The following is a 24,491-nucleotide window of genomic DNA, read 5'->3' on the forward strand; positions in this document are numbered from 1 at the left end:
CGGCCCTTCATCGGCGGGGGATCCCGGTCGGACGCGGCACGGATCCGCCGTCATCCCCGCGCCGCCGTCACCACTGGAACGCCTTGGCGATCGACAGTTTCACATTGCGCCCCGGGCTGTTGTCCAGTGCGAGGTTGTTGCGGTATTCGCGGTCGAAGAGGTTCTCGACCCCGAGGTCGATCTGGAGCCCCTGCAACACCCCCGACTGCGGCTGCCAGCTGGCGAAAAGGTCGTGCACCGCATGGCCCGCGCCCGTGGTCGTGGCCGAGGCGGTGGTGATGTCGTCGAAGGCCTGCACGCGCCAGCCGAAGCGCAGCCCCTGGTCGGGCAGCTTCATCCCGAGCGTCAGCGCCAGGTTTTCCGCCGGCGTGTCGGCCAGCGTGGTGCCGAAGGCCGCCCCCGGGGTCTTGTTGCGCGACTTGACCTTGGAATAGGCCAGCCGGCCGAACCAGCGGTCGGCCTCATAGGCGGCCTCGATCTCGCCGCCCCAGATCCGGGCGCGGTTGATGTTCGAGAAATAGGGCACCCCCGGCGCGCGGGCGTTCGCGGCGATGAGGTCGGTCAGGTCGTTGTTGAACACCGTCAGCTTGGCGGTCAGGCGGTCGCCGGCGCTGAACAGGTCGGTGGTCCGGTAGGTCACGCCCAGTTCGACCGTGGTGGCCTTTTCCTTGCGCAGGTTGAGGCTGGGCACGCGGCCCACGCCGCCCGGTCCGTCGGAGGAAAACAGTTCGTCCAGCGTCGGCATCCGTTCCGTCCGCGCGGCGGATCCGAACAGGCCCCAGTTGTCGTTGATCTCGTAGAGCGCCGCGATCTTGGGCGACACCGCGGTGCCCTTCTGTTTCGCGCCGCCCGCGGCGATGGCCGCGGCGTCGGGGGTCAGGTCCGTGCGGTCGACGCGCAGGCCCGGCGTGATCGTCAGCCGGTCGTTCCAGATGAATTCGCCCTGCACGAAGGCGCCGAGCTTGCTTTCCTCGCCGCCGGGGTGGAAGGCGAGCGGGCCGGCAGAGGATGTCGCCGTCCGTTTCTGCTGCGCCGCGTCGATGCCGAAGGTGAGGTAGTTCTGCCAGGCGCCCGCGCCGAATTCCACCGTGTTGGTCGCGCGCAGCGCCACGGTCTTGTAGGCCGCCTCGTTGTCGCACAGCACCTGAAGCGTGCCGGGCCCGCACATGAAGCCGTTGGTGAAATCGTACCGCTGGGTCGAGGTGTCCGAATAGCTCAGCTGCACGTCGAGGTCGAGCCAGGGGTTGCCCGAGGCCGCGTTGCGATAGCGGATCGTGGCGGTATCGTCGATCGCGCGCAGATGCGAAAAGCCGAAGGTGGGGATGAACATGCCGCCCCCCGTCTGCGCCACCGCGGCGCGGTCGAGGTCGGTATCGGTGCGCGACAGGCTGAAGGTCAGCACCTGGTCCTGCGCGTCGTCGAGGTAGATGTTGGTCTTGAGCAGCCCCGACCAGCGTTCCGCGGCGGTCGACTGGATCACCGCGCCCGCGCCGTCCTTCATGTCGTCCGACTTGCCGGTGGCGAAGCTGGCCAGCATGTCGGCGCGCGGGCCCAGTTTCTGCGCGATGATGACCGACCCCATCAGCCCGTCGCCGTTCGAATCATAGGCGGCCTTGGCGCGCACGGCGCCGGTGCCCTCGGCGGGGATGAAATCGCCCGGGTCCTTGGTGGTGAAGTTCACCACACCCCCGATCGCCCCCGAACCGTACAGCGTCGAGGACGCCGGGCCGCGCAGCACCTCGACCCGCTTGTAAAGCTCCGGGTCGCCGAAGAACGACCCCGTGCGGTATTGTTCGAAGAACTTCACCGCGCCGTCCACGGTCACGATGATGCGGTTCTGGCTGCCCGCCTGTTCGGCGTTGCCGATGCCGCGGATGTTGAACGCCTGTCCCAGCGGGCGGGCCGAGGCGCCGGTGGTCTGCACCCCGGGGACATCGGCGAAAAGCCCGCCGACGGTGCGGGCCTGTTCGCGGTCCATGTCTTCCTGGTCGATGACGGTCACGGCCTGGGGCGTGCTGATCGCCACCTTTTCGGCCCCGGCGCTGACGACGATCTCTTCCAGGATCGTCACATGGGCCGTCTTGTCCTGTGCGGTGGCGGGGACCACCCCGGCCAGAACGGCGCAGAGCGCGGTGCTGCAAAGGATGGGGGTGGCACGGGTGAAACGGGGCACGGCCCCTGCTGCCGGTGGTATGCGCATGGTCTTCCCTTGGCTGGTCTGCGGGAAGCTGGCACGCGGCTGGCGGGCAGGATTCTGACTTGATCTTTTCCGCCGCGATCTCTAGGTAATCTGACTGTTACAGTCAAGATTAAAAGACCCCGACGACTGCTCTCTACCAGCGCCCAGCCGAGGCCCCGCCTTCCGCCAGATCCGCGCACAGGACCACTTGTGAAAGGACCGACATGGCACCCGACGGCACCACCCCCGATGCGGGGCCCGAATCCGGCATCACCCCCGCTACCATCCGCGATCTGCGCGCGGCCGATCCCAAGATGCGCGCCCGCGATTTCGCCGCCCGCCACGGGCTGCGCGAGGGCCAGCTGGTCGCCGCGATGGTGGGCCACGGCGCGCTGCGGATCGACGCGCACCCGGACCGGCTGATGCCGCTGGTGCACGATCTGGGCGACGTGATGGCGCTGACCCGCAACGAAAGCTGCGTGATCGAAAAGCGGGGGATCTACGGCGATTATCACGGCGGCCCGCATGCCCAGATGGTTCTGGGCGAGGAAATCGACCTGCGCATCTTTGCCCAGCACTGGCGCCATGCCTTCGCGGTGACGGAGCCGGGCGAAGAAGGCCCGAAACGCTCGCTCCAGGTGTTCGACGCGGCGGGCGATGCGGTGCACAAGATCTATCTCAAGCCCGAATCCGATGTCGCGGCCTATGACCGGCTGGTGGCGGCGCTGCGCCTGCCCGATCAGTCCGACGCGATGGCGGTCGATCCCCGCCGCCCGGTCGAACCGGCGAAGATCAACTCCGACAAGCTGGACATCCTGCGCGACGAATGGGGCCGGATGACCGACACGCATCAGTTCCTGCGGCTGGTCAGCAAGCTGAAGATGAACCGCCTCGGCGCCTATCGCGCGGCGGGGGCGCCGATGGCGCGGGCGCTGGATACCGGCGCGGTGAATGCGGTGCTGGAAGGTGCGGCGCGCGACGGCATTCCGCTGATGATCTTCGTCGGCAATGCGGGCTGTATCGAGATCCACGGCGGCCCGGTGGAAAAGATCGTGCCGATGGGGCCCTGGATCAACGTGCTCGATCCCCGCTTCAACCTGCATCTGCGCGGCGACCACATCGCCGAGGTCTGGGCGGTGGACAAGCCCACCCAGCGCGGCCCCGCGATCAGCGTCGAGGCGTTCGCCGCCGATGGCGCGCTGATCCTGCAAATCTTCGGCTATCGCAAGGATGCCCCGCCCGACGCCTGGAACGCGCTGGTCGCCACCCTGCCGGGGGCCGCGGCATGAAGATGGGGGCGTTCCTTGCCGCCGGTCTGCTGGCGCTGGCCGCACCCGCGCTGGCCGACCCGCCGCAGCGCATCGTGTCGGTCGGGGGTTCGGTGACGGAAATCGTTGCGGCGCTGGGCGCGGCCGACCTGCTGGTGGGCCGCGATTCGACCTCGACCTGGCCGCCCGAGGTGGCCGCGCTGCCCGATGTCGGCTATTTCCGCGCGCTCTCGCCCGAAGGGGTGCTGGGCCTTGCCCCCGATATGGTGCTGGCAGAGGCCGACGCGGGCCCGGTCGAGGCGGTCGAGGTGTTGAAGGCTGCGGGCATCCCCTATGTCGCCTTGCCCGGCGAGCCGAGCCCCGAGGGCATCGCCGCCAAGATCACGGCGGTGGGCGAGGCCATCGGGCGGCAGGCAGAGGCCGCGACGCTGGTCGAGACCTTCGCCGCCGAAATCGCCGCCGTGCGCGCGGATGCGGCGCAGGTGCCCGCGGCGGACCGCAAGCGCGTGCTGTTCGTGCTGGCCAACCAGGCCGGGCGGCTCTTGGTCGGCGGTGAAGGCTCGTCCGCCGCCGCGATCATCGCGCTTGCGGGCGGCGTCAATGCCGGGACCGGCTTTCACGGCTACAAACAGGCCACCGACGAGGCGATCCTGACCTCTGCCCCCGATGTGATCCTGATGATGGACCGCGAAGGCGATCTGGCGATTTCCGATGCCGAGGTGCTGGGCCATCCTGCGCTGGGCACCACGCCTGCCGCGCAGGCGGGTGCGATCCTGCGGATGGACGGGCTTTTGCTGCTGGGCTTCGGCCCCCGCACGGCGCAGGCGGCGCGGCAGTTGCACGATGCGCTCTATGGGCCTTCGGAGGGCTGAGATGACGGCCCCCGCCCTGCGGCTGGCCGGCGATCCGCCCGCCAGCCCGCGTGCCCGCCGGGCCCTGCACCTGCGCTGGGGTCTGGTGGCGCTGCTGTTGCTGGCGGCGGTGCTGTCGATTTCCACCGGCGCGGCGGGGCTGTCCCTGCCCCGGGTGCTGGGCGACTGGCTGTCGGGTGCGGGGTTGGCGACACGCGACCGGGTGATCCTGTTCGACATCCGCCTGCCGCGGCTGGCGATGGGCATGATGGTGGGCGCGGCGCTGGCGGTTTCCGGCGCGCTGATGCAGGGCCTGTTTCGCAACCCGCTGGCCGACCCCGGCGTGGTCGGCGTCGCCGCGGGGGCGAGCCTCGGGGCGGTGTCCGCCATCGTGCTGGGGGGCCTTCTGCCGGTGGCGCTGACGCGGGTGCTGGGCCCGCAGTTCCTGGTGCCGCTGGCGGCGTTCCTTTTCGCCTGGGGGGCGACGATGCTGCTTTACCGGCTGGCGCGGGCGGGGGGGCAGACCTCTGTCGCCACGCTGCTGCTGGCGGGGATCGCGCTGACCGCGCTGGCGGTGGCGCTGACCGGGATCCTGATCAACATGGCCAATGATCAGCAGTTGCGGGACCTGACGTTCTGGAACATGGGCTCGCTTGCGGGGGCAAGCTGGATGAAGCTCGCCCTGGCGCTGCCCTTCGTGGCGCCCGCGCTGGTGTTCGCGCCGCGGCTGGCGGGCGGGCTCAACGCGCTGGCATTGGGCGAGGCCGCGGCCGCGCATATGGGCCATGATGTCGAGCGGCTGAAACGCTGGTCGGTGCTGGCGGTCGCGGCGGCGGCGGGGGCGGCGGTGTCGGTCGCGGGGGCGATCGGCTTCATCGGCATCGTGGTGCCGCATCTGCTGCGCCTCGCCTCGGGCCCCGACCACCGCGCGCTTCTGCCCAATGCGGCGCTTCTGGGGGCGGCGCTGCTGGTGGGGGCGGATGTGATCGCCCGGCAGGTGGTGGCGCCGGCGGAACTGCCCATCGGCATCGTCACCGCGATCCTGGGCGCGCCGGTCTTCCTGTGGATCCTGATGCGCCGGCGCGGCTTCGGGGGGATCTGAGATGCTGGCGGTGACGGACCTGACGGTGCATCTGGGCGGGCGGCGGATCCTCGACGCGCTGTCGATGCAGGCGCAGGCGGGGGCGGTGACGGTGATCCTCGGCCCCAACGGGTCGGGCAAGACCACACTTTTGCGCGCGGCGACGGGGGATCTGCGTTATGCGGGTTCGGTCCGGCTCGGCGGGGTGGAAATCGCGGGCGCGCCCCTCTGGCGGCTGGCGGCGGTGCGCGGCGTGCTGGAACAGGCCACCCCGGTCGCCTTCGCCTTCACCGTGGCAGAGGTCGTGCGCTTCGGCCTTGGCGCCGGTCTGTCGGCGGGTCGGGCAGAGGTCGCGCGGCTGGCGCTGGAAGAGGTGGGGCTGGCCGATCTGGCCGAGCGTCCGTTCCACGAGCTTTCGGGCGGCCAGCAACAGCGCGTCCACCTCGCCCGCGTGCGCGCGCAGGTGTGGGAGCCCGTGTCGCCCGAGGGCCCGCGCTGGCTGTTCCTGGACGAGCCGGTGGCGAGCCTCGACATCGCCCACCAGCTGGCGGTGATGGAGGTCATGCGCGGCTTCGCCCGTGCGGGCGGCGGCGTGGTGGCGGTGATGCACGACCTGAACCTGAGCGCGATGGTCGCCGACCGCATCGTGCTGCTGGCCGAGGGCAGGGTCGTCGCCGCAGGCCCGCCGGAGGCGGTGATCCGCGACGCGCCCCTGTCGCGGGCCTACGGCTGCCCGCTCCGCGCCAACCGCGCCCCCGCCGCCGGGCCCTGGATCCTGCCGCAGGGCGCGGCGGCATCCTGACCGGCTGCGGAAAGGCGAGGTCCTCTGGCCGGCCTTTGCGCAAGGGGGAGAGCGCAGGAGCCTCCGGCGGGGATATTTAAGGACAGAAAATGAAGCAGGGTCGGGCAAGAGAACTGCCTTCCTTCATTTTCTGTCCAGAAGTATCCCGGGGGTCCGGGGGCTGGCCCCCGGTCCTGCCCTGGCCATCCGCACAGGCGCCGGGGGCAAGGCGCGCCTAGAGGAAATCCTCTTCCTCGTCGGTCACGTCGATGCCCATCGCCTCCATCCCCGACTCGAGGTTCTCGGCCAGATGCGGCATGCCCATCAGGTAGCTGGCGGTGGGCGTCGTCGCCTCGGCCCGGGCGGTGGCCAGCGCCTCGTCGTATTCCTCGGGCTCGAACGCGCCGCGGCCGACCCAGGCCAGCGCGACCACGGTGGCCTTTTCGTCCTCGTTCAGCCCCTCGATGAAGGCTTCCAACTCAGCCTCGGCCATCGCGCCCTCGCGTGCCTGAAAGATGATGTGGACGACCTTCTGCGGATCAATGTCGATCATTGGCGCGACTCCCTCTGTCGCTTCCAGTGTCGCCCCTGCGCCGCCGCTGCGCAAGGCGCCAGGCCGCGGCGCTTTGGCCCCCCTTGCCGCCCGGCGGGCGGGGGTTTACCCTGCAGAGGCATCCAAGAGCGTTCCATGTTGATCGGCATCCTCCAGACCGGCCACGCGCCCGACGCCCTTCAGGCGGAAATGGGCGATTATCCCCAGATGTTCACACGTCTGCTCGACGGCTACGGGTTCGATTTCCGGGCCTGGGCGGTGGTGGACATGGATTTCCCCGCATCCGTCCACGACGCCGACGGCTGGCTGCTGACCGGCTCGCGCCATGGCGCCTACGAGGACCATCCCTTCATCCCCCCGCTGGAGGATTTCATCCGCCGCGCCTATGGCGCGCATGTGCCGATGGTGGGCATCTGTTTCGGCCACCAGATCATCGCGCAGGCGCTCGGCGGGCGGGTCGAGAAGTTCGCGGGCGGCTGGTCCGTGGGGCCGACGGAATACGATTTCGGCGGCGAAACCCTGCGGCTGAACGCCTGGCACCAGGATCAGGTGGTGGAACGGCCCGCGGCGGCAGCGCTTGCGGCGGCCAGCGATTTCTGCGCCAATGCCGCGCTGATCTACGACGACCGCATCTATACCGTGCAGGCCCATCCCGAATTCCGCCCCGAATTCATCGACGGGCTGATGCGGCTGCGGGGCAGGGGCGTGGTGCCCGACGCGCTGATGGCGGCGGCGCGGGACCGGCTGGATGCGCCGCTCGACGACCGCGAACTTGCCCGCCGCATCGCGGAATTCTTCAAGCGCCCCCGGGCTGTCCGGGCCGCGCCAGCGAAAGCCTGATCCATGTCCAACTGGACCGACAAACTGCCCGAGCCCGCGCGGGAATACATCGCCGGCCGCCGCCTGGACGAGGTGGAATGCATCGTCGCCGACATCGCGGGCGTCGCCCGCGGCAAGGCGATGCCGGCCAGCAAGTTCGCCAAGCAGGCGAGCTTTTTCCTGCCGAACTCGATCTTCCTGCAGACCATCACCGGGGACTGGGCCGACAACCCCGTCGGCGCCTTCACCGAACCCGACATGATCATGGTTCCCGATTTTTCCACGGCCACCGCCGCGCCCTGGACGGCGGACGTGACCTTGCAGGTGATCCATGACGCGGTGGACCAGCAGGGCCGCCCGGTGCCCGTCGCGCCGCGCAACGTGCTGAAACGGGTGGTGGAGCTTTACAACGCCGAGGGCTGGACCCCGATCGTCGCCCCCGAGATGGAGTTCTTCTTCGTCGCCCGCAACCTCGACCCCAACATGCCGGTGGAACCCCCGATGGGCCGCACCGGGCGGCGCGCGGCGGCGAAACAGGCCTATTCCATGTCGGCGGTGGACGAATACGGCAAGGTCATCGACGACATCTACGACTTCGCCGAGGCGCAGGGGTTCGAGATCGACGGCATCCTGCAGGAGGGCGGCGCGGGGCAGGTGGAAATCAACCTCGCCCATGGCGATCCGGTACGGCTGGCCGACGAGATCTTCTTCTTCAAGCGCCTGATCCGCGAGGCCGCGCTGCGCCACGACTGTTTCGCCACCTTCATGGCCAAACCCATCGAGGGCGAGCCGGGCAGCGCCATGCACATCCACCATTCGGTGGTGGACACGAAGTCCGGCAAGAACATCTTTTCGGGCCGCAAGGGCGAGGAAACCGACGCTTTCCTGCATTTCATCGCCGGGATGCAGGCGCATCTGCCCGCGGCCATCGCGCTGTTGGCGCCCTATGTGAACAGCTATCGGCGCTACGTTCCGGATTTCGCGGCGCCGATCAACCTCGAATGGGGCCGCGACAACCGCACCACCGGATTGCGGGTGCCGATTTCCGAACCGCGCGCGCGGCGGCTGGAAAACCGGCTGGCGGGGATGGATTGCAACCCCTATCTGGGCATCGCGGCCAGCCTCGCCTGCGGCTATCTGGGGCTGAAGGAGGCGCGGCTGCCGCGCGCCGAATGCACCGGCGACGCCTATATGAGCGCGGACGAACTGCCCTACAATCTGGGCGATGCGCTGGACCTGCTGGAAGAGGACAGCGCCCTGCGCGAGGTCCTGGGGATGGAGTTCTGCGGCGTCTACGATTCTGTCAAACGCAACGAATACAAGGAGTTCCTGCAGGTCATCAGCCCGTGGGAACGCGAACATCTGTTGCTGAACGTATGAACCTGCTGCACGCCAACGACCGGCCGGGGGAATATCCGCCCTCGTGGTATGCCGAGACCGCGGTGCCGCATGCCCCGCTGCCGGTGCTGCGGGGCGAGGCGCGGGCGGATGTCTGCGTGGTGGGGGCGGGGTATACCGGGCTGTCGGCGGCGCTGCATCTGGCGCAGCGGGGCTACCGGGTGGTGGTGCTGGAGGCGCAGCGCGTCGGCTTCGGCGCCTCCGGCCGCAACGGCGGGCAGGTGGGGTCGGGTCAGCGCATCGGGCAGGACCGGGTGTCGGCGTTGGCCGGCCCCGGCCGCGCCCGCGCGCTGTGGGATGTGGCCGAAGAGGCGCGGCTGCTGGTCCGCGATCTGGCTGAAGGGATGCCGGGCGTCGATTTCACCCCCGGCGTGCTGCACGCCTGCCGCAGCGACGCAGAGATGCGCGCGGGCCATGACGAGGCCGCGATGCTGGCCCGCGACTACGGCTATGGCCTGATCGAACCGCTGGACCGCGCGGCGGTGCGGGCGGTGATCGGGTCGGCGCGTTTCGTGGGCGGTACGCTCGACATGGGCGGGGGGCATCTGCACCCCTTGAACTTCGCGCTCGGTCTTTCCGCACGGGCGCAGGCGGCGGGCGCGGTGATCCATGAACGGTCCGAGGTCATCGGCATCGACCACGGGCCAAAGGTCCGGCTGCGCACCGCCGAAGGGATGGTGGTGGCCGACCACGTGATCTTCGGCGCGAACGGCTATCTGTCGGGCCTCGCGCCGGAGGTCGAGGCGCGGGTGATGCCGATCAACAATTTCATCATCGCCACCGAACCCCTGGGCGACCGCGCCGCCGATGTGCTGGCCCGCCCGGTGGCGGCGGAGGATTCGCGCTTCGTCATCAACTACTGGCGGCTGTCGGGCGACGGGCGGCTGCTGTTCGGCGGCGGCGAAAGCTATGGCTGGCGCTTTCCGGCCGACATCGCCGCCAAGGTGCGCAAGCCGATGCTGGAGATCTATCCGCAACTTGCGGATGCGCGCATCACCCATGCCTGGGGCGGCACTTTGGCGATCACCATGACGCGGATGCCCTGTTTCCGCCGCGTCGCGCCCAATGTGCTGTCGGCCTCGGGCTATTCCGGCCACGGCGTCACCCATGCGACCTTTGCGGGCAAGGTGATGGCGGCGGCGGTGGCGGGGCAGGCGGAACGGTTCGACCTGCTGGCCGGCCTGCCGCAACCCCGCTTTCCCGGCGGCGCGCGGCTGCGCCACCCTTTGCTGGTGCTGGCGATGGTCTGGTATTCGCTGCGCGACCGGCTCGGCGTCTGAGCGCCGCATGCGCAAGTCGCGGCTGGAAAAAACCCCGCCGAACCGATAAGGCTGGGGCCGACCGAAGCGGCATGAAAGGCCACCCATGTCCCCCGACGGAGAGACCCGCGCGCCCAACGTCTACGACGCGGAGCCGATCCCCGCAGAGGCGATGGAAGAAATCGGGCGGCTGCTCGCCTCGGGCGATCTTTTCCGCTACACCGCCCCCGAAGGCGCCCCCGTGGCGCGGCTGGAGGCCGAATTCGCCGCGATGATCGGCACGCGCTATGCGCTGGCGGTGTCCTCCTGTTCGGCGGCGCTGTTCCTGGCGCTGAAGGCGCTGGACCTGCCGCGCGGGGCCAAGGTGCTGGTCCCGGCCTTCACCTTCGCGGCGGTGCCCTCGGCGGTGCTGCACGCCGACTGCCTGCCGGTGCTGGTCGAGGTCGGCACCGATTTCCGCATCGACCTGGCGGATTTCGAAGCCAGGCTCGACGGCGCGGCGGCGGTGATGATCAGCCACATGCGCGGACATACGTCGGACATGGACGCGATCATGGCGCTGGCGGAGGCCCGCGGCATCCCGGTGATCGAGGATGCGGCCCATTCGCTCGGCACCACCTGGGGCGGGCGGAATATCGGCACCATCGGCAGGATCGGCTGTTTCAGCTTTCAGTCCTACAAGCTGGTGAACGCGGGCGAGGGGGGGATGTTCATCACCGACGACCCGGAACTGGCGGCGCGCGCGGTGATCATGTCGGGCGCCTACGAGCATAACTGGAAGAAACATCCCGGCCTTCAGAACAGCTATCACCACTGGCAGAACCGCCTGCCGCTCTACAACATGCGGATGCAGAACCTGTCGGCGGCGGTGATCCGGCCGCAACTGGCCGAGGTGCCGCGCCGCGTTGCGGCGGGGCGGGCGAACCACGACCATGTGGCGGCGGCGCTGAACGCCTCGGGCCTGATGCAGGTGCCCGCGCCGCTGCCCCCGGAACGGCGCGCGCCGGATTCGATCCAGTTCAACCTGCTGGGCGACTGGACCGATGCCGAGGTGCTGCGGTTCGAGGCGCTGGCGAAACGCCGCGGCGCGCCGGTGCAGGTGTTCGGGCTCAGCCCCGACAACGCCCGCGCCTTCTGGAACTGGCAGTTCCTGCCCGACCGGCCGGACCTGCCGAAAACCCGCGCGATGCTGATGCGCGCCTGCGACCTGCGCCTGCCCGCGCGGCTGGGGCCCGCGGATCTGGATTTCCTGGCCGATGCGGTGGTGGCGGCGGCGGCAGAGGCCAGGGCGGCGGCCTGATCGCCCCCGCCCGGCGGCGGTGCGGGTGGATGGTGCAGGAGCCTCCGGCGGGGATATTTCTGGACAGAAAATGAACTCGGCGGCTCGAAACCCGGCCCTGTTCATTTTCTGTCCCTAAATATCCCGGGGGTCCGGGGGCTGGCCCCCGGCGCCGTCCCCTCCACCCGCGCGACGGGTCAGAGCTTGGACAGCTTCGCCTGCAGTTCCGCCAGCTGCTGCTTGATCTGGTTCAGTTCGTCCTTGGTGCTGGCGGGGCTGTCGTCCTCGCGCGCGGGGCCGCTGGCGGCGCCGGGCCAGGCGGGCATGCCGGACATCATCGTCTTCATGAAGGCTTCCTGCTGGCGCTTCATCGCCTCGAACCCCGGCATCGCCGCCATCGGGTTGGGGAAGGTGCCGAGGTTTTCCATCATCTTCGACTGGCCCTCGCGCAGCATCTCGAAACTGGCGGCGAGGAACTGGGGCACCACGCTTTGCACCTCGGTGGTGTAGCTGCGCACGAGGTCGGTCAGCACGTTGATCGGCAGGACGCTTTCGCCCTTGCTTTCATGTTCCGCGATGATCTGGAGCAGGTATTGCCGGGTCAGGTCGTCGCCGGTCTTGAGGTCGATGATCTGCACCTCGCGCCCGGCCCGGATGAAGCCCGCGATATCCTCGAGCGTGACGTAATCGCTGGTTTCCGTGTTGTAGAGCCGCCGGCTGGCATAGCGTTTGATCAGCAGTGGCTTGTCGGTGTCGGTCACGGCCCGTTCCCCCCGGTGTTGCATTGCAAAAAAGCCTATGCCAGCGCAGAAAAAAAAGAAAGGGCGAGCCGGGGCTCGCCCTTCATGCCATGGCCGGCAGGATCGCTTGGGGGGACGTGCCGGTCCCGGGCCTTATTTCACGGTCGCGGCGGCGGTCGCCTTTTTCGCGGCGGTGGTCACGTCGGCGGTCGCTTTCTTGACCGCGGCGGTCGCGTCCTCGGAAAAGTCCTTGCCGGCGGCGAGCATCAGCTCGACGGTTTCCATCTGCACTTTCTTCGCGACTTCGGCGAAGGCGGCCATGTTTTCGGCGGCCAGTTCAGCGGCGGACGAGGCGAAATCCGTCACCGATTTGGTGTAGTCGGTCGGCTCGGCCTTGGCCTTGGCGACCTCGCCCAGCTTGACCAGCGTCTCGCGGGTCCATTTCGCGGTGATTTCCGACGATTTCTCGGCGGCTTCCAGCGCGACCTTGGTCATCTTCTCGCCCAGGACGGCCTGGTTCTTGAACGCGTCCTGCATGGCGCGGGTGTCGACCGGGAAGGCCGCCAGCATGTCCTGCATCACTTTGGTGAAGTCGTTGGTCTTGGTCGTCATGTCTTTCGGGCTCCTGCACATCCGGTGCTCAACTGCCGCCGGTTATGCATGCTGCGGTGCAGCATTGCAAGAAAAATCTGCTGCACCGCAGAAAATGCCGTAGCGGCAAGGGCCTAGCGCGGGGCCTCGGCGCGGACATAGGTGCCGGGCGCGGGCGCCAGCACTGCAAAGCCCGAATCGCCCGGCTGCCGCGCCGCCACCATCGCCCCCGACCGTTTCGCCAGCCACGCGCCCCAGACCGGCCACCAGCTGCCCTTTTCGTAAGCCGCGCCCTTCAGCCACTCCTCGGGTGCGGTCGCAGGGGTCAGGGGCTGGCCGGGGTTGAGGTAATGGCCGTACTTGCCCTTGGAGGGCGGGTTGACGATGCCCGCGATATGGCCCGATTCCGACAGGATGAAGGTCTTGTCCTTCGACCCCATCTGCCGGATGCCGTTGAACGAGGATTTCCACGCCGCGATGTGATCCGTCTCGCAGGCGATGGCGCAGAGCGGCACCTTGACGTCCTTGACGCTCACCGGTTCGCCGTCCACCTCGAACGTGCCCTCGACAAAGCGGTTTTCCTGGCAGAGCCCGCGCAGGTATTCGACCGCCATCCTGCCGGGCAGGTTGGTGCCGTCGCCGTTCCAGTAGAGCAGATCGAAGGCCGGCGGCGGATCGCCCATCATGTAGCTGCGGATCGCGGGCTGATAGATCAGGTCGTTCGAGCGCAGGTAGGAAAACGTCCGCGCCATGAACACGCGGTGGAGGATGCCCGATTCCGCTACCTCGCGCGCGATCCCGTCCACGAAATCGTCGGTCAGGAACACGCCGAATTCGCCCTGGTCGGCAAAATCGGTCAGCGTGGTGAAGAAGGTGACGGATTTCACCGACGGATCGCCCCGCTTCTGCATCATCGCCAGCGTCAGCGACAGCGTGGTGCCCGCGATGCAATAGCCGACGGCGTTGATCTTGTCCTCCTTCGTGATCGCCTTCACCGTGTCGATCGCGGTCAGGAAGCCGTCCTTGATGTAATCGTCCATCCCGGTGTCGCGATAGCTTTCGTCCGGGTTCACCCAGCTGACCACGAACAGGGTGAAGCCCTGATCCACGATCCACTTGATCAGGCTGTTCTGCGGCTTGAGGTCGAGGATGTAGAACTTGTTGATCCAGGGCGGAAAGATCAGCAGCGGCGTGCGGTGCACCTTTTCGGTGGTGGGCGTGTACTGGATCAGTTCGAACAGCCGGTTGCGGAACACCACCGCGCCCTCGGTCGCGCCGATGTTGTCGCCCACGCTGAAGGCGTCGGGGTCCGACAGCGTGACCAGCAATTCGCCGTTGTTGGCCTCGACATCGCGCACGAGGTTCTGGAGCCCGCGCACCAGCGACTCGCCCTCGGTTTCCACGGCGCGTTCCAGCGCATCGGGGTTGGTGCCGAAGAAATTGGTGGGCGCCATCATGTCCACGATCTGGCGGGTGAAATATTCCACCCGCTGGCGGTCCTTGGGGGGAAGCCCCTCCAGCGCGGCCAGCGATTCCTCCACCGCGCGGGCGTTCAGCAGGTATTGCTGGCGCAGGTAGTTGAAATAGGGATGCGTGTCCCACAGCGGGTTGGTGAAGCGGCGGTCCTTCGGCGCGGGTTCGGCGGGCGCGGGCACCTTGCCCTGGGCCAGCGCCTGCTGCGCCTCGATATAGTGGCGCAGGGTGCTGCCCCAGTAGCCGGCCTGCTGTTCCACCAGCCGCGCGGGGTTGGCGATGGCATCCTGCCAGAAGGCGGTCGCGGCCTTGAGATAGACCTCGGGGCTGGGTCCCGCCAGCGCGGGATCGGCCGGCCGGCGCTGCGCCAGCGCCGCGATCAGCCGCTGGGTCATCGCCTCGATCTGCGCAAGGTTCGCCTGAAGCCGTTCCGTTGCGGCTTCGGATGGCCCGGGGCTGCTTTTTTCCTCGGTTGTCATGCCCAAAAATCCCCCCTATTTCTATTTTTACAGCTTAGCGTCGCCGCACTGGGGAGGAAAGCGACGAAAACCGCTGCCGCCCGCGGGCCTTCCCGCAAAGGAGACGCCATGAAGCCGATGTACAGCTACGACCTGATGGAAAGCGCCCGCAACACCAACGAATGGCTGGGGGCGTCCGCGCGGGCCTTCGCGTCCTATCCGATGTGGGGAATGGTGCCGCATCCGGCGTTCAAGCTGCTGTCGGCCTGGGGGCGGGTGACGGAACGCAGCTTTGCCCGCATGGTGATCAAGCCCGACTGGGGCATCCGCACCGTGGTGGGCGAGGACGGGCGCGATCTGCTGGTCGAGGTCGAGACGCTGGTGGAAAAACCCTTCGGCAACCTGGTCCATTTCCGCGTCAACGGCCGCGCGCCGATGCGCCGCCGGGTGCTGCTGGTGGCGCCGATGTCGGGGCATTACGCGACCCTGCTGCGGTCCACCGCGCAAAGCCTGCTGCCGGATTGCGAGGTCTATGTCACCGACTGGCACAATGCGCGCGACGTTCCCGTGTCGCTCGGCAAGTTCGACATCGAGGATTATACGCTCTACCTCGTCGATTTCCTGCGCGAACTGGGCCCCGACACGCATGTGATCGCGATCTGCCAGCCGGCGCCGCTGGCGCTGGCCGCCACCGCCTATCTGGCGGCAGAGGACCCCGAGGCGCAGCCGCGCAGCCTGACCCTGATCGGCGGGCCCATCGACCCCGACGCCGCGGCGACCGAGGTGACGGATTTCGGCCGCCGGGTGACGATGGGGCAGCTGGAACATCTGGCGATCCAGCGCGTGGGCTTCAAATACGCGGGCGTGGGGCGGCTGGTCTATCCGGGGCTGTTGCAACTGGCGGGCTTCATGTCGATGAACGCCGACCGCCATTCCAAGGCCTTCACCGACAAGATCCTCGCCGCCGCCAAGGGCGAGGACAGCGAACGCGACGCCCACAACCGCTTTTACGACGAATATCTGGCGGTGATGGACATGACGGCCGAATTCTACCTGTCGACGGTGGAACGGATCTTCAAGAACCGCGAGATCGCGCAGAACGAATTCGTGGTGGCCGGCAAGCGGGTCGATATCGGCGCGATCACCACGGTCGCGGTCAAGACGGTCGAGGGCGCGAACGACGACATCTCGGCCCCCGGCCAGTGCATCGCGGCGCTCGACCTCTGCACCGGGCTGCCCGACAGCATGAAGGCGCATCATCTGGAACCCGGCGCGGGCCATTACGGCATCTTCGCGGGCAAAAGCTGGCGCAACAACATCCGCCCGCTGGTGCTGCGCTTCATCGACGCGAATTCCGGCCCGGTGCGGGCGAAACTGCAAGCGGTCTGAGACCCCCCCGGCGGCGGTGCCGGTGATGAGGACAGCGCCGGGGGCCAGCCCCGTGGCCTGCTGGTTCTCGAACCAGTGGCGCACCATCCGGCGCCCCCGGGATATTTGGGCCAGCCTGAAAACAGGGTGCTTCCTTCAGGAAAAAAGCGCGGCCTGCATCTTCAGGCTGGACTTAAATATCCCCGCCGGAGGCTCCCGCACGTGCCGCCGGGCCGGGCGCCGGGCGGGCTCAGGCCGGTGTCGCCTCGGCGATGGCGGTTTCGATCAGGGCAAGGCAGTCGGGGGTGGAAAAGCGGTGGTCGGCGCCCTTGACCAGCGTCAGGCGCAGGTCGGGGCTGTCCGCGTGGTCCAGCAGGCGCAGCGCGACCGCCACCGGCACGTCGGTATCCGCCGTGCCCTGCAACAGCCGCACCGGGAAGGGCAGCGGCAGCGGGGCGCGCAGGACGAGGTGGCGGCGGCCGTCCCCGATCAGGCGGCGGGTGATGATATAGGGTTCATCCGCGTAATCCGAGGGCAGGGCGACGCGGCCGTCCTCGATCAGTTGCCGGCGCTGGAGGGTGTCGAAGCCCGCCCACATGCTGTCCTCGGTGAAATCCGGCGCGGCGGCGATGCCGACGAGGCCGGCGACCCGTTCCGGCATCGCCCGCGCGGTCAGCAGCGCGATCCACCCGCCCATAGAGGAGCCGACGAGCACCTGCGGCCCCTCGGTCAGCGCGGCGATGGCGGCGGCGGCATCCTCGGCCCAGTCCCCGATCGCGCCGTCGAGGAAATCGCCCGAGGAGGCGCCGTGCCCCGAATAGTCGAAGCGCAGGAAGGCGCGGCCGGTCCGTTCGGCCCAGTCCTGCAAATGCACCGCCTTGGTGCCCGTCATGTCCGACCGGAAGCCGCCCAGAAACACCACCCCCGGCCCCCTGCCCGGGGTGCGGTGATAGGCGATGCGGCGGCCGTGCGGGGTGGTCAGGAAGTCGGGCATCGGATCCTCGGTCTTGGGCGGGGCGACCCTAGCAGGCGCGGCGGGGGCGGGCCAGAGCCGGTCAGCCGATGCTTTGCGCCAGCACCCGGCTGATCGTGGTCAGGCTCTGCCCCGAGTCGGCGCGCCGGCGGGTGAAGGCCGCCTGCACCGCCGCCTGCGCCCGTTTCGAGTTCGGCGGGCCGTCGATCACGCCTTCGGCCACCAGCCGCGCCACGACATCATGGCTGAGCAGATAGCTTTCCTTGCCCATGCTGCGCAGCATATAGGCCCCCGTCTACCCGCCCAACCGGCTGCCGTTCCCTGCCAGCCAGCGCAACAGGCCCGCGAAATCCTCTGCCGGCCAGTCGGCGATGCGGCGGGCGAACCCGCCCTCTTCCCGGTCCACGCGGCAGATGAAGGCGGCGTTGTCGCGGATGGCCGCGATCTTGGGGGCGGAGCGGATTACCCGTCTGTCGGCCAGCAGGGCATCGAAGCCGTCGTCATCCATCAGCGCCACCCGGCCGGGGTCGAACCCGTGGAAGGCATCCTCGATCCCCGGCCATTTCGCCTCGACCACCTTCCAGCTGATCCCGGTGGGCAGGATCGCCCGCGCCATGGCCGCCAGCCAGCGGTCGCCGGGGATGGCGGCCAGCGCGTCGGGGGGCAGAGGGGCGGGGATGTCGGCCAGCACCTTGTCCACCCCGCCCTTGCGGGTGGCGGCGATGGCGAGGATGTCGTCGAAGCTGCGCATGGGCCCCCCTTTTCGCGGAAGGTGCCAGAGGGTGCGGCGGCGATCAAGAACAAAGTGGAAACATCCTGCCCCGGGGATGGCGCGAAAGCCACGGGCGGGCGTGGCGCGGCGTGGCGCCCTTGACAGTGCCCGGGCGCAGGCGCAGGAACGCGCCACATACCCGCAACCGGGCGTTCCGTGGGCGCCAAACCGACGAGGAGGCCGATATGGCCCAGATTTCCCTGACCTTCCCCGACAAATCCGTGCGCGAATTCCCGGCCGGCGTGACGCCCGCGCAGGTGGCGGCGGGCATTTCGCCCTCGCTGGCCAAGAAGGCGATTTCCGCCAGCGTGAACGGCGCGCATTGGGACCTGCAATGGCCCATCGCGGCGGATGCGACCATCGCCATCCACACGATGGCGGACGATGCGCAGGCGCTCGAACTCATCCGCCACGACCTTGCCCATATCATGGCTCGCGCGGTGCAGGAACTGTGGCCGGAGGTGAAGGTCACCATCGGCCCGGTCATCAAGGACGGCTGGTATTACGACTTCGACCGCGAGGAACCGTTCACGCCCGAAGACCTCGGCGCGATCGAGGCGAAGATGAAGCAGATCATCAACGCCCGCGACCCGGTGACGACCGAGGTGTGGGAACGCGACCGCGCCATCGCCCATTACACGCGCGTGGGCGAACCCTTCAAGGTCGAACTGGTCGAGGCGATCCCGGCCGACCAGAAGATCCGCATGTACTGGCACGGCCACTGGCAGGATCTGTGCCGCGGCCCGCATCTGCAACATACCGGGCAGGTGCCCGCCGATGCGTTCAAGCTGATGTCGGTCGCCGGCGCCTACTGGCGGGGCGACAGCCGCAACAAGCAGTTGCAGCGCATCTATGGCGTGGCGTTCAGGAACCGCGACGACCTCAAGGCCCATCTGACCATGCTGGAAGAGGCCGCGAAACGCGACCATCGGCGGCTCGGCAAGGAAATGGGCCTGTTCCACATGCAGGAAGAGGCGCCGGGGCAGGTGTTCTGGCACCCCGACGGCTGGACGATCTACACCACCTTGCAGGACTACATGCGCCGCCAGCAGCGCCGCGGCGGCTATGTCGAGGTGAACACGCCGCAGGTGGTGAACCGCAAGCTGTGGGAAGCCAGCGGTCACTGGGCGAACTATCAGGAAAACATGTTCATCGTCGAGGTGGACGAGGAACACGCCCGCGAAAAGACCGTCAACGCGCTCAAACCCATGAACTGCCCCTGCCATGTGCAGGTGTTCAACGTGGGGCTCAAGTCCTACCGCGACCTGCCGCTCAGGATGGCGGAATTCGGGTCGTGCAACCGCTATGAACCCTCTGGCGCGCTGCACGGGATCATGCGGGTGCGCGGCTTCACGCAGGACGACGCCCATATCTTCTGCACCGAGGACCAGATCGAGGCGGAAACGAAGAAGTTCATCGAGTTTCTGGCGGCGATCTATGCCGATCTCGGCTTCGACAGCTGGCGGGTCAAGCTGTCCACCCGGCCGGAAAAGCGCATCGGGTCGGAAGAAAGCTGGGACCATGCCGAGGAAGCCCTGGGCAGCGCCTGCCGCAAGGCCGGGTACGAATATGAGGTGCAGGAGGGCGAGGGCGCGTTCTACGGGCCCAAGCTGGAATTCGTGCTGCGCGACGCCATCGGGCGCGACTGGCAGTGCGGCACCCTTCAGGTGGACCCGAACCTGCCCGAACGGCTGGACGCCAACTATATCGGTGAAGACGGCGCCAAGCACCGCCCCATCATGCTGCACCGTGCGGTTCTGGGGTCGTTCGAACGTTTCATCGGCATCCTGATCGAGAACCACGCCGGCAAGCTGCCCTTCTGGCTGGCGCCGCGGCAGGTGGTGGTGGCCTCGATCGTGTCGGATGCCGACGCCTACGTGCACGAGGTCGTGGCCGCGCTGACCCGCGCCGGGGTGCGGGCAGAGGCCGACGTGCGCAACGAGAAGATCAACTACAAGGTGCGCGAACATTCGCTCGGCAAGGTGCCGGTCCTGCTGGCCATCGGCATGAAAGAGGTCGAAGATCGCACCGTGTCGGTCCGCCGTCTGGGCGAGAATCGGACAGAAACGCGCGCGCTGGACGATATGGTGACGGAACTGGCCGCGGCGGCGCTGCCGCCCGATCTGGGCTGACCGCGGGCCGCGAAGCATGAAAACAAGGGCCGGGGCCGGGCTTCCGGCCCCACAGCATGCTTGATTTTTATCGCCGTTGCGGCATCATCCACGCCGTGACGACAGACTTTCTGACCGCCTCCTGTGCCCCAGGCAGCCGGATACCTGGAAGACCTGCTGCACATCCCGGCGGCATGTCGCCCCGGGGGACCGACAAAGGAGACGACGGAATGCCCACCGGCACCGTGAAGTGGTTCAACGCGACCAAAGGCTATGGCTTCATCGCGCCCGATGATGGCGGCAAGGATGTGTTCGTGCACATCTCTGCGGTCGAACGGGCGGGGCTGAAGGGCCTGAACGACAACCAGAAGATCGGATACGAGCTTCAGTCGGGCCGCGACGGCCGGGCCTCGGCCAGCGACCTGCGGCTTCTCTGATCGGCTGGGCCGTGGGCGGATCGGCATTCGACCCCTTGCTTTGACTGGCGAAGGCGTGTGCCTTCGCCACCGCGATGCGGGTGGAGTTGCCCCGGCCGGGGGCCTCAAGCCCCCGGCCAGCGCCCGCCCCGCCCATGGCGGGCGCTGGCCTACCCGGGTGCCCGGCATCACCGTCCCCGGTGGCACCGCCCCGCGACGGGCGGGGGGGGACAATACATCCCCCCTCAGCGCGGCGCCTGCATCACCGCGTCCTTCAGCGTGCAGTCGCGGATCACGTCGCGCCCGCAGCGGCGGGGGTCAAGGTCGGGCGTCAGGCAGACCCGCACCTCGTGGATCGCGCCGCCCGCGCAGGTGACGGTGATCATGTCGCGGGAAAGGCCGGGGTTCGCCTCCAGGAACGCCTCTTCCACCACGGCGGCGGGCAGGCGGACGGTGCGGTCCAGCCGGTCGAACAGGTCGGGCAGCTTCACCTTGCCCATGGCGCGCGCCGAGGCGAGGAAATAGTCGCGCGCCGACAGGCCCGAACAGCGGCCGTGTTTCTTCCACTGATGCCACGCCAGCCCGGGCGAGCCCATGAACCGCCCCATCGCCGCGGTTTCCGCCCGCGTGGGGTCGCGTTCGGCGGTGCGGCACCAGCTGGGCCAGCCCCGTTCGTACTGCGGCCAGAGCCCGTGCAGCCCCCAGCCGATCCCCGCGCCCGCATCGCAGCGGTCGTCGCCGCGCGCATCGCCCTCGGCCGCGCACCAGCCCGGGGTCCAGCTGAGCGAGAGGACATAATAGTCGAAATCCCCCGCCCCTTCGTCCTCGGCCCATGCGGGGGCGGCGGCGGCGGTCATCACGACTGCGGCAAGGGTCAGCGCAAGGCGGCGCATTTTCTCTTTCCTCCGGCGGCGGGCGGCGGTATATCTGCGCCCAATTCCCCGAAAACGAGGATCGGCGGACCGAAGGGTGCGCAGCCGTTTTCCCGGCCCGGGAGAGATTTGTAAAGGAGTCATCCGATGTCCAAGCCGCTCATGGCCAAGGCCACCGCCGTCTGGCTTGTCGAGAACACGACCCTGACCTTCAAGCAGATCGCCGACTTCTGCGGCCTGCACGAACTGGAGGTGCAGGGCATCGCCGATGGCGACGTGGCGGGCGGGGTGAAGGGGTTCGACCCGATCGCCAACAACCAGCTCGACCAGATCGAGATCGAGAAGGGCGAGAAGGATCCGCTCTACAAGCTGCGGCTCAAGTTCAACGCCGCCGCGGTGGGCGAGGAAAAACGCCGCGGCCCGCGCTATACGCCGCTGTCCAAACGCCAGGACCGCCCGGCCGCGATCCTGTGGCTGGTCAAGTTCCACCCCGAACTGTCGGATGGCCAGATCGGCAAGCTGGTCGGCACCACCAAGCCCACCATCCAGTCGATCCGCGAACGCACGCACTGGAACATCGGCAACATCACGCCCGTCGATCCGGTCGCGCTCGGCCTGTGCCGGCAGACGGAACTGGACGCGGCGGTGCAGCAGGCGGTCAAGCGCAAGGCGGCCGAAGGCCAGGTGATGAGCGATGACGAACGGCGCAAGCTGGTGTCGACGCAACAATCGCTCGGCATGGCGCCGGAACCCCGCGTCCCGGGCGCCGACTACGGCGCCTTCGCCCTGTCCGAGGAAGAACAGAAGCCCAAGGATTATTCGGACGCCGAAAGCTTCTTCAACCTGCCGCATGGCGACGACGACGACGAGGATGACGAAACCCGTTAATATTCGATGAACGCCGCCGGTGGCGCCGCTTTGTCGGTGACACCGGCACCGGAAAGGCGTAGCTTTCGCCCCAGGGGATGGGGGTGGACTGTGCGGATTTCGCCGCCCCCGATTATTAGGGGAGCATGTCGATGACCGTACCTTCCGATCCGCTTTATTCCCAGCAGTGGCATTTCGATCTGATCGCCACCTCCCGCTATTCCAGCGCCCGCAGCCGGATGGAAACCATCTGGAACGAGTTCACGGGCGTGGGCGTGACCGTGGTGGTGGTGGATGACGGGGTGCAGTACAACCACCCGGATCTGGCGGGCAATTATGACGCCAGCATGCATTTCCAGTATGGCGGCGTCACCTACAACCCGTTTCCGCTGGCCGGGGACGACGGGCACGGCACCGCCTGCGCCGGGCTGATCGGTTCGCGCCAAGGCAATGGCCAGGGCGGCGTGGGCGTCGCCTGGGACGTGACCATCACCGGCATCAACATGCTGGAGGACACGCAGCATCAGTCGCAGGCGGTATTCCTCGCCTCGCTGGCCTGGGCGGCGAATTTCGACATCATGTCGAACAGCTGGGGCATGACACCCGTCTATGACGCCGGTCTGAACCTTGCCATCGCGGGGTCCAACGCGCGGCTTCAGGATGCGCAGTTCCAGTACGCGGTGGAAAACGGCCGCGGCGGGCTCGGCACCGTGATCGTGCATGCGGCGGGCAACGACACGATGAACGCCAGCGGTTCGGGCACCAACGTGTCGCGCTATACGCTGACGATCTCTGCCACCGAATCCGATGGCTATGCCACCTGGTACACCAACTACGGCCCCTCGATCCTGATCGCGGCGCCGGCCTCTGCGGTGACGACCGACCGCACCGGCAACGATGGCTACAATAACAACACCGACGGCGACCCGCTGCCGGTCAACTATACCTCGACCTTCAACGGCACCTCGGCGGCGACGCCCACGGTGTCGGGCGTGGTCGCGCTGATGCTGGACGCGAACGAGGGTCTGGGCTGGCGCGACGTGGCCAACATCCTTGCCATGTCCGCCCGCAACACGGGAACCGACCCGGGGCAGCCCAACTGGTATGGGCAATACGAGGTCGGGGAATGGGGCGTCGGGTCCACCTCGAACTGGAACGGCGGCGGCAATGTCTACCACATGTCCTACGGCTACGGCATGGTCGATGCCTATGCCGCCGTGCGCATGGCCGAGGTCTGGACGACGCTGTTCGGCCAGGCGGCGACCAGCCACAACGAGCTGAGCTTCACCCGCAACTACAACCTCGCGGGCGTGGCGATCAACGACTACCAGGTTGCGACCTTGCAGGCGAACGTGACCGCGGCGCAGGCGATCCAGATCGAAAGCATCTACGTCACCATCGAGTTGCAACACACCTGGGCCGCGGATCTGCAGATCGCGCTGGTTGCGCCGGACGGGCTCGAAATCCCGCTGATGTACAACGAGGGCAGCAACTTCCTGTTCGACAGCGGCTTCCGCTGGACCTTCGCGGTCGAGGCGCTGCGCGGCTATTCCAGCCAGGGCACCTGGCAACTGGCGGTCTATGACACGGCGGCGGGCGATCAGGGCTGGCTTTACGATTTCGACATCCAGTTCTTCGGTTCGGCCCTGACGAACAACGATGTCTACCACTATACCGAGGACTTCTGGTATCTCTCCAGTCTGGACCCGAGCCGCCTGAACGTGAACGATACCGATGGCGGGATCGACTGGCTGAACTTCTCGGCCATCGCCTGGGACATCCAGGGGTCGCTCGGCGCCAATGGCGTGTTCACGAACTATGGTGCCGATCTGGCGCGGCTGGCCAGCACCGTGCAGATCGAGAACGCGGTGATGGGTGATGGCAACGACCGTGTCGTCGGTAACGGGCGCGCGAACGAAATCCACGGCATGCGCGGGCGCGACATCCTCCGTGGGGCGAACGGCAACGACTCGCTCTATGGCGGGCAGGGCAACGACCTTCTGCACGGCGGGCGCCACGATGACCAGCTGTTCGGCGATGAAGGGCGCGACCGTCTGCTCGGCAGCGCGGGCCGGGATGTGCTGCATGGCGGCGCGGGCGCCAATGACGTGATGATCGGTGGTGGTGGCCAGGATACCTTCATCTTCATGCAGGGCGACGGGCGCGACCGGATCATGGATTTTACCGACAACATCGACACGATCCGTCTCGATACCGATCTGTGGGGCGGGGGCAGGACCGTCCGCCAGGTGGTGGACACCTATTCCAAGGTCGTCGGGGGCAACCTTGTGCTCGATTTCGGCGCCGACAAGCTGGTGCTGGTGGGCGTCACCGACAAGGCGATCCTGTACAACGACATCGACTTCTTTTGATCCCCGGCCG

The 24,491-nt window shown here is 68.0% G+C and carries 22 protein-coding genes; 13 read left to right on the forward strand and 9 right to left on the reverse strand.

The features are described from left to right. Window positions 1-67: 67 nt before the first annotated feature. Complete coding sequence (locus RGD00_RS06165) at window positions 68-2,200, reverse strand: TonB-dependent receptor domain-containing protein (RefSeq protein ID WP_310456427.1); 2,133 nt, start codon at window positions 2,198-2,200, stop codon at window positions 68-70. 203 nt (window positions 2,201-2,403) lie between these two features. Here RGD00_RS06165 and RGD00_RS06170 point away from each other — a divergent pair, with 203 nt between their 5' ends. Genes RGD00_RS06170 through RGD00_RS06185 form a run of 4 tightly spaced genes read left to right on the forward strand, consistent with a single transcriptional unit; the run spans window position 2,404 to window position 6,181 of the window. After that, window positions 2,404-3,468: a hemin-degrading factor gene (locus tag RGD00_RS06170; RefSeq protein WP_310456428.1), complete on the forward strand. Its 1,065-nt coding sequence runs from the start codon at window positions 2,404-2,406 to the stop codon at window positions 3,466-3,468. Continuing rightward, window positions 3,465-4,319: a heme/hemin ABC transporter substrate-binding protein gene (locus RGD00_RS06175; protein ID WP_310456429.1), complete on the forward strand. Its 855-nt coding sequence runs from the start codon at window positions 3,465-3,467 to the stop codon at window positions 4,317-4,319. The genes RGD00_RS06170 and RGD00_RS06175 overlap by 4 nt, the downstream gene beginning before the upstream one ends. Window position 4,320: 1 nt before the next feature. After that, a complete protein-coding gene (locus RGD00_RS06180) occupies window positions 4,321-5,400 on the forward strand; it encodes a FecCD family ABC transporter permease (RefSeq protein WP_310456430.1) in 1,080 nt (359 codons plus the stop codon). A gap of 1 nt (window position 5,401) precedes the next feature. Next, entirely contained in the window at window positions 5,402-6,181 is a 780-nt protein-coding gene (locus tag RGD00_RS06185) for a heme ABC transporter ATP-binding protein (RefSeq protein ID WP_310456431.1), read from the forward strand. A gap of 214 nt (window positions 6,182-6,395) precedes the next feature. On the opposite strand, the gene RGD00_RS06190 is transcribed toward RGD00_RS06185, so the two are convergent. Beyond that, window positions 6,396-6,713: a DUF3775 domain-containing protein gene (locus RGD00_RS06190; protein ID WP_310456432.1), complete on the reverse strand. Its 318-nt coding sequence runs from the start codon at window positions 6,711-6,713 to the stop codon at window positions 6,396-6,398. A gap of 135 nt (window positions 6,714-6,848) precedes the next feature. Between RGD00_RS06190 and RGD00_RS06195 the strand changes: the two genes are divergently transcribed. From RGD00_RS06195 to RGD00_RS06210, 4 genes are all read left to right on the forward strand, one after another. Then, complete coding sequence (locus RGD00_RS06195; protein WP_310456433.1) at window positions 6,849-7,553, forward strand: type 1 glutamine amidotransferase; 705 nt, start codon at window positions 6,849-6,851, stop codon at window positions 7,551-7,553. Window positions 7,554-7,556: 3 nt separating this feature from the next. Then, window positions 7,557-8,912: a glutamine synthetase family protein gene (locus RGD00_RS06200; protein WP_310456434.1), complete on the forward strand. Its 1,356-nt coding sequence runs from the start codon at window positions 7,557-7,559 to the stop codon at window positions 8,910-8,912. Then, complete coding sequence (locus RGD00_RS06205) at window positions 8,909-10,210, forward strand: NAD(P)/FAD-dependent oxidoreductase (RefSeq protein WP_310456435.1); 1,302 nt, start codon at window positions 8,909-8,911, stop codon at window positions 10,208-10,210. The genes RGD00_RS06200 and RGD00_RS06205 overlap by 4 nt, the downstream gene beginning before the upstream one ends. A gap of 85 nt (window positions 10,211-10,295) precedes the next feature. Further along, entirely contained in the window at window positions 10,296-11,489 is a 1,194-nt protein-coding gene (locus RGD00_RS06210; protein ID WP_310456436.1) for a DegT/DnrJ/EryC1/StrS family aminotransferase, read from the forward strand. Window positions 11,490-11,665: 176 nt separating this feature from the next. Here RGD00_RS06210 and phaR read toward each other — a convergent pair whose 3' ends face one another. The 3 genes from phaR to RGD00_RS06225 form a co-directional block, all read right to left on the reverse strand. Continuing rightward, entirely contained in the window at window positions 11,666-12,229 is a 564-nt protein-coding gene (phaR, locus tag RGD00_RS06215; protein WP_310456437.1) for a polyhydroxyalkanoate synthesis repressor PhaR, read from the reverse strand. A 132-nt stretch (window positions 12,230-12,361) separates the two neighbouring features. Beyond that, on the reverse strand, window positions 12,362-12,820 hold the full coding sequence (locus RGD00_RS06220; RefSeq protein WP_310456438.1) for a Phasin: 459 nt from the start codon (window positions 12,818-12,820) through the stop codon (window positions 12,362-12,364). Between the two features lie 113 nt (window positions 12,821-12,933). Further along, on the reverse strand, window positions 12,934-14,751 hold the full coding sequence (locus tag RGD00_RS06225; RefSeq protein ID WP_310456439.1) for a PHA/PHB synthase family protein: 1,818 nt from the start codon (window positions 14,749-14,751) through the stop codon (window positions 12,934-12,936). A gap of 108 nt (window positions 14,752-14,859) precedes the next feature. On the opposite strand from RGD00_RS06225, the gene phaZ reads away from it, so the two are divergent. Then, entirely contained in the window at window positions 14,860-16,119 is a 1,260-nt protein-coding gene (gene phaZ / locus RGD00_RS06230) for a polyhydroxyalkanoate depolymerase (RefSeq protein WP_310456440.1), read from the forward strand. Between the two features lie 229 nt (window positions 16,120-16,348). Here phaZ and RGD00_RS06235 read toward each other — a convergent pair whose 3' ends face one another. From RGD00_RS06235 to RGD00_RS06245, 3 genes are all read right to left on the reverse strand, one after another. Then, window positions 16,349-17,092: an alpha/beta hydrolase gene (locus RGD00_RS06235; protein WP_310456441.1), complete on the reverse strand. Its 744-nt coding sequence runs from the start codon at window positions 17,090-17,092 to the stop codon at window positions 16,349-16,351. 61 nt (window positions 17,093-17,153) lie between these two features. Beyond that, a complete protein-coding gene (locus RGD00_RS06240; protein WP_310456442.1) occupies window positions 17,154-17,354 on the reverse strand; it encodes a hypothetical protein in 201 nt (66 codons plus the stop codon). A gap of 12 nt (window positions 17,355-17,366) precedes the next feature. Further along, complete coding sequence (locus RGD00_RS06245; RefSeq protein ID WP_310456443.1) at window positions 17,367-17,822, reverse strand: DNA-3-methyladenine glycosylase I; 456 nt, start codon at window positions 17,820-17,822, stop codon at window positions 17,367-17,369. 206 nt (window positions 17,823-18,028) lie between these two features. On the opposite strand from RGD00_RS06245, the gene thrS reads away from it, so the two are divergent. Next, window positions 18,029-19,975 (forward strand): threonine--tRNA ligase, encoded by a 1,947-nt coding sequence (thrS, locus tag RGD00_RS06250; RefSeq protein WP_310456444.1) that lies wholly within the window; start codon window positions 18,029-18,031, stop codon window positions 19,973-19,975. Between the two features lie 209 nt (window positions 19,976-20,184). Then, window positions 20,185-20,391 carry a cold-shock protein gene (locus tag RGD00_RS06255; RefSeq protein WP_310456445.1) on the forward strand — a complete coding sequence of 69 codons (207 nt, stop codon included), beginning with the start codon at window positions 20,185-20,187 and terminating at the stop codon, window positions 20,389-20,391. A 224-nt stretch (window positions 20,392-20,615) separates the two neighbouring features. Here the strand turns inward: RGD00_RS06255 and RGD00_RS06260 are convergent, their stop codons facing one another. Continuing rightward, on the reverse strand, window positions 20,616-21,263 hold the full coding sequence (locus RGD00_RS06260) for a ribonuclease T2 family protein (protein ID WP_310456446.1): 648 nt from the start codon (window positions 21,261-21,263) through the stop codon (window positions 20,616-20,618). Between the two features lie 126 nt (window positions 21,264-21,389). Between RGD00_RS06260 and RGD00_RS06265 the strand changes: the two genes are divergently transcribed. Both RGD00_RS06265 and RGD00_RS06270 read left to right on the forward strand, forming a co-directional pair. Further along, on the forward strand, window positions 21,390-22,130 hold the full coding sequence (locus RGD00_RS06265) for a DUF1013 domain-containing protein (RefSeq protein WP_310456447.1): 741 nt from the start codon (window positions 21,390-21,392) through the stop codon (window positions 22,128-22,130). A gap of 131 nt (window positions 22,131-22,261) precedes the next feature. Then, a complete protein-coding gene (locus RGD00_RS06270; protein ID WP_310456448.1) occupies window positions 22,262-24,481 on the forward strand; it encodes a S8 family serine peptidase in 2,220 nt (739 codons plus the stop codon). Window positions 24,482-24,491: the final 10 nt, after the last annotated feature.

This window comes from Ruixingdingia sedimenti (assembly GCF_031432425.1).
Classification (GTDB): domain Bacteria; phylum Pseudomonadota; class Alphaproteobacteria; order Rhodobacterales; family Rhodobacteraceae; genus Ruixingdingia; species Ruixingdingia sedimenti.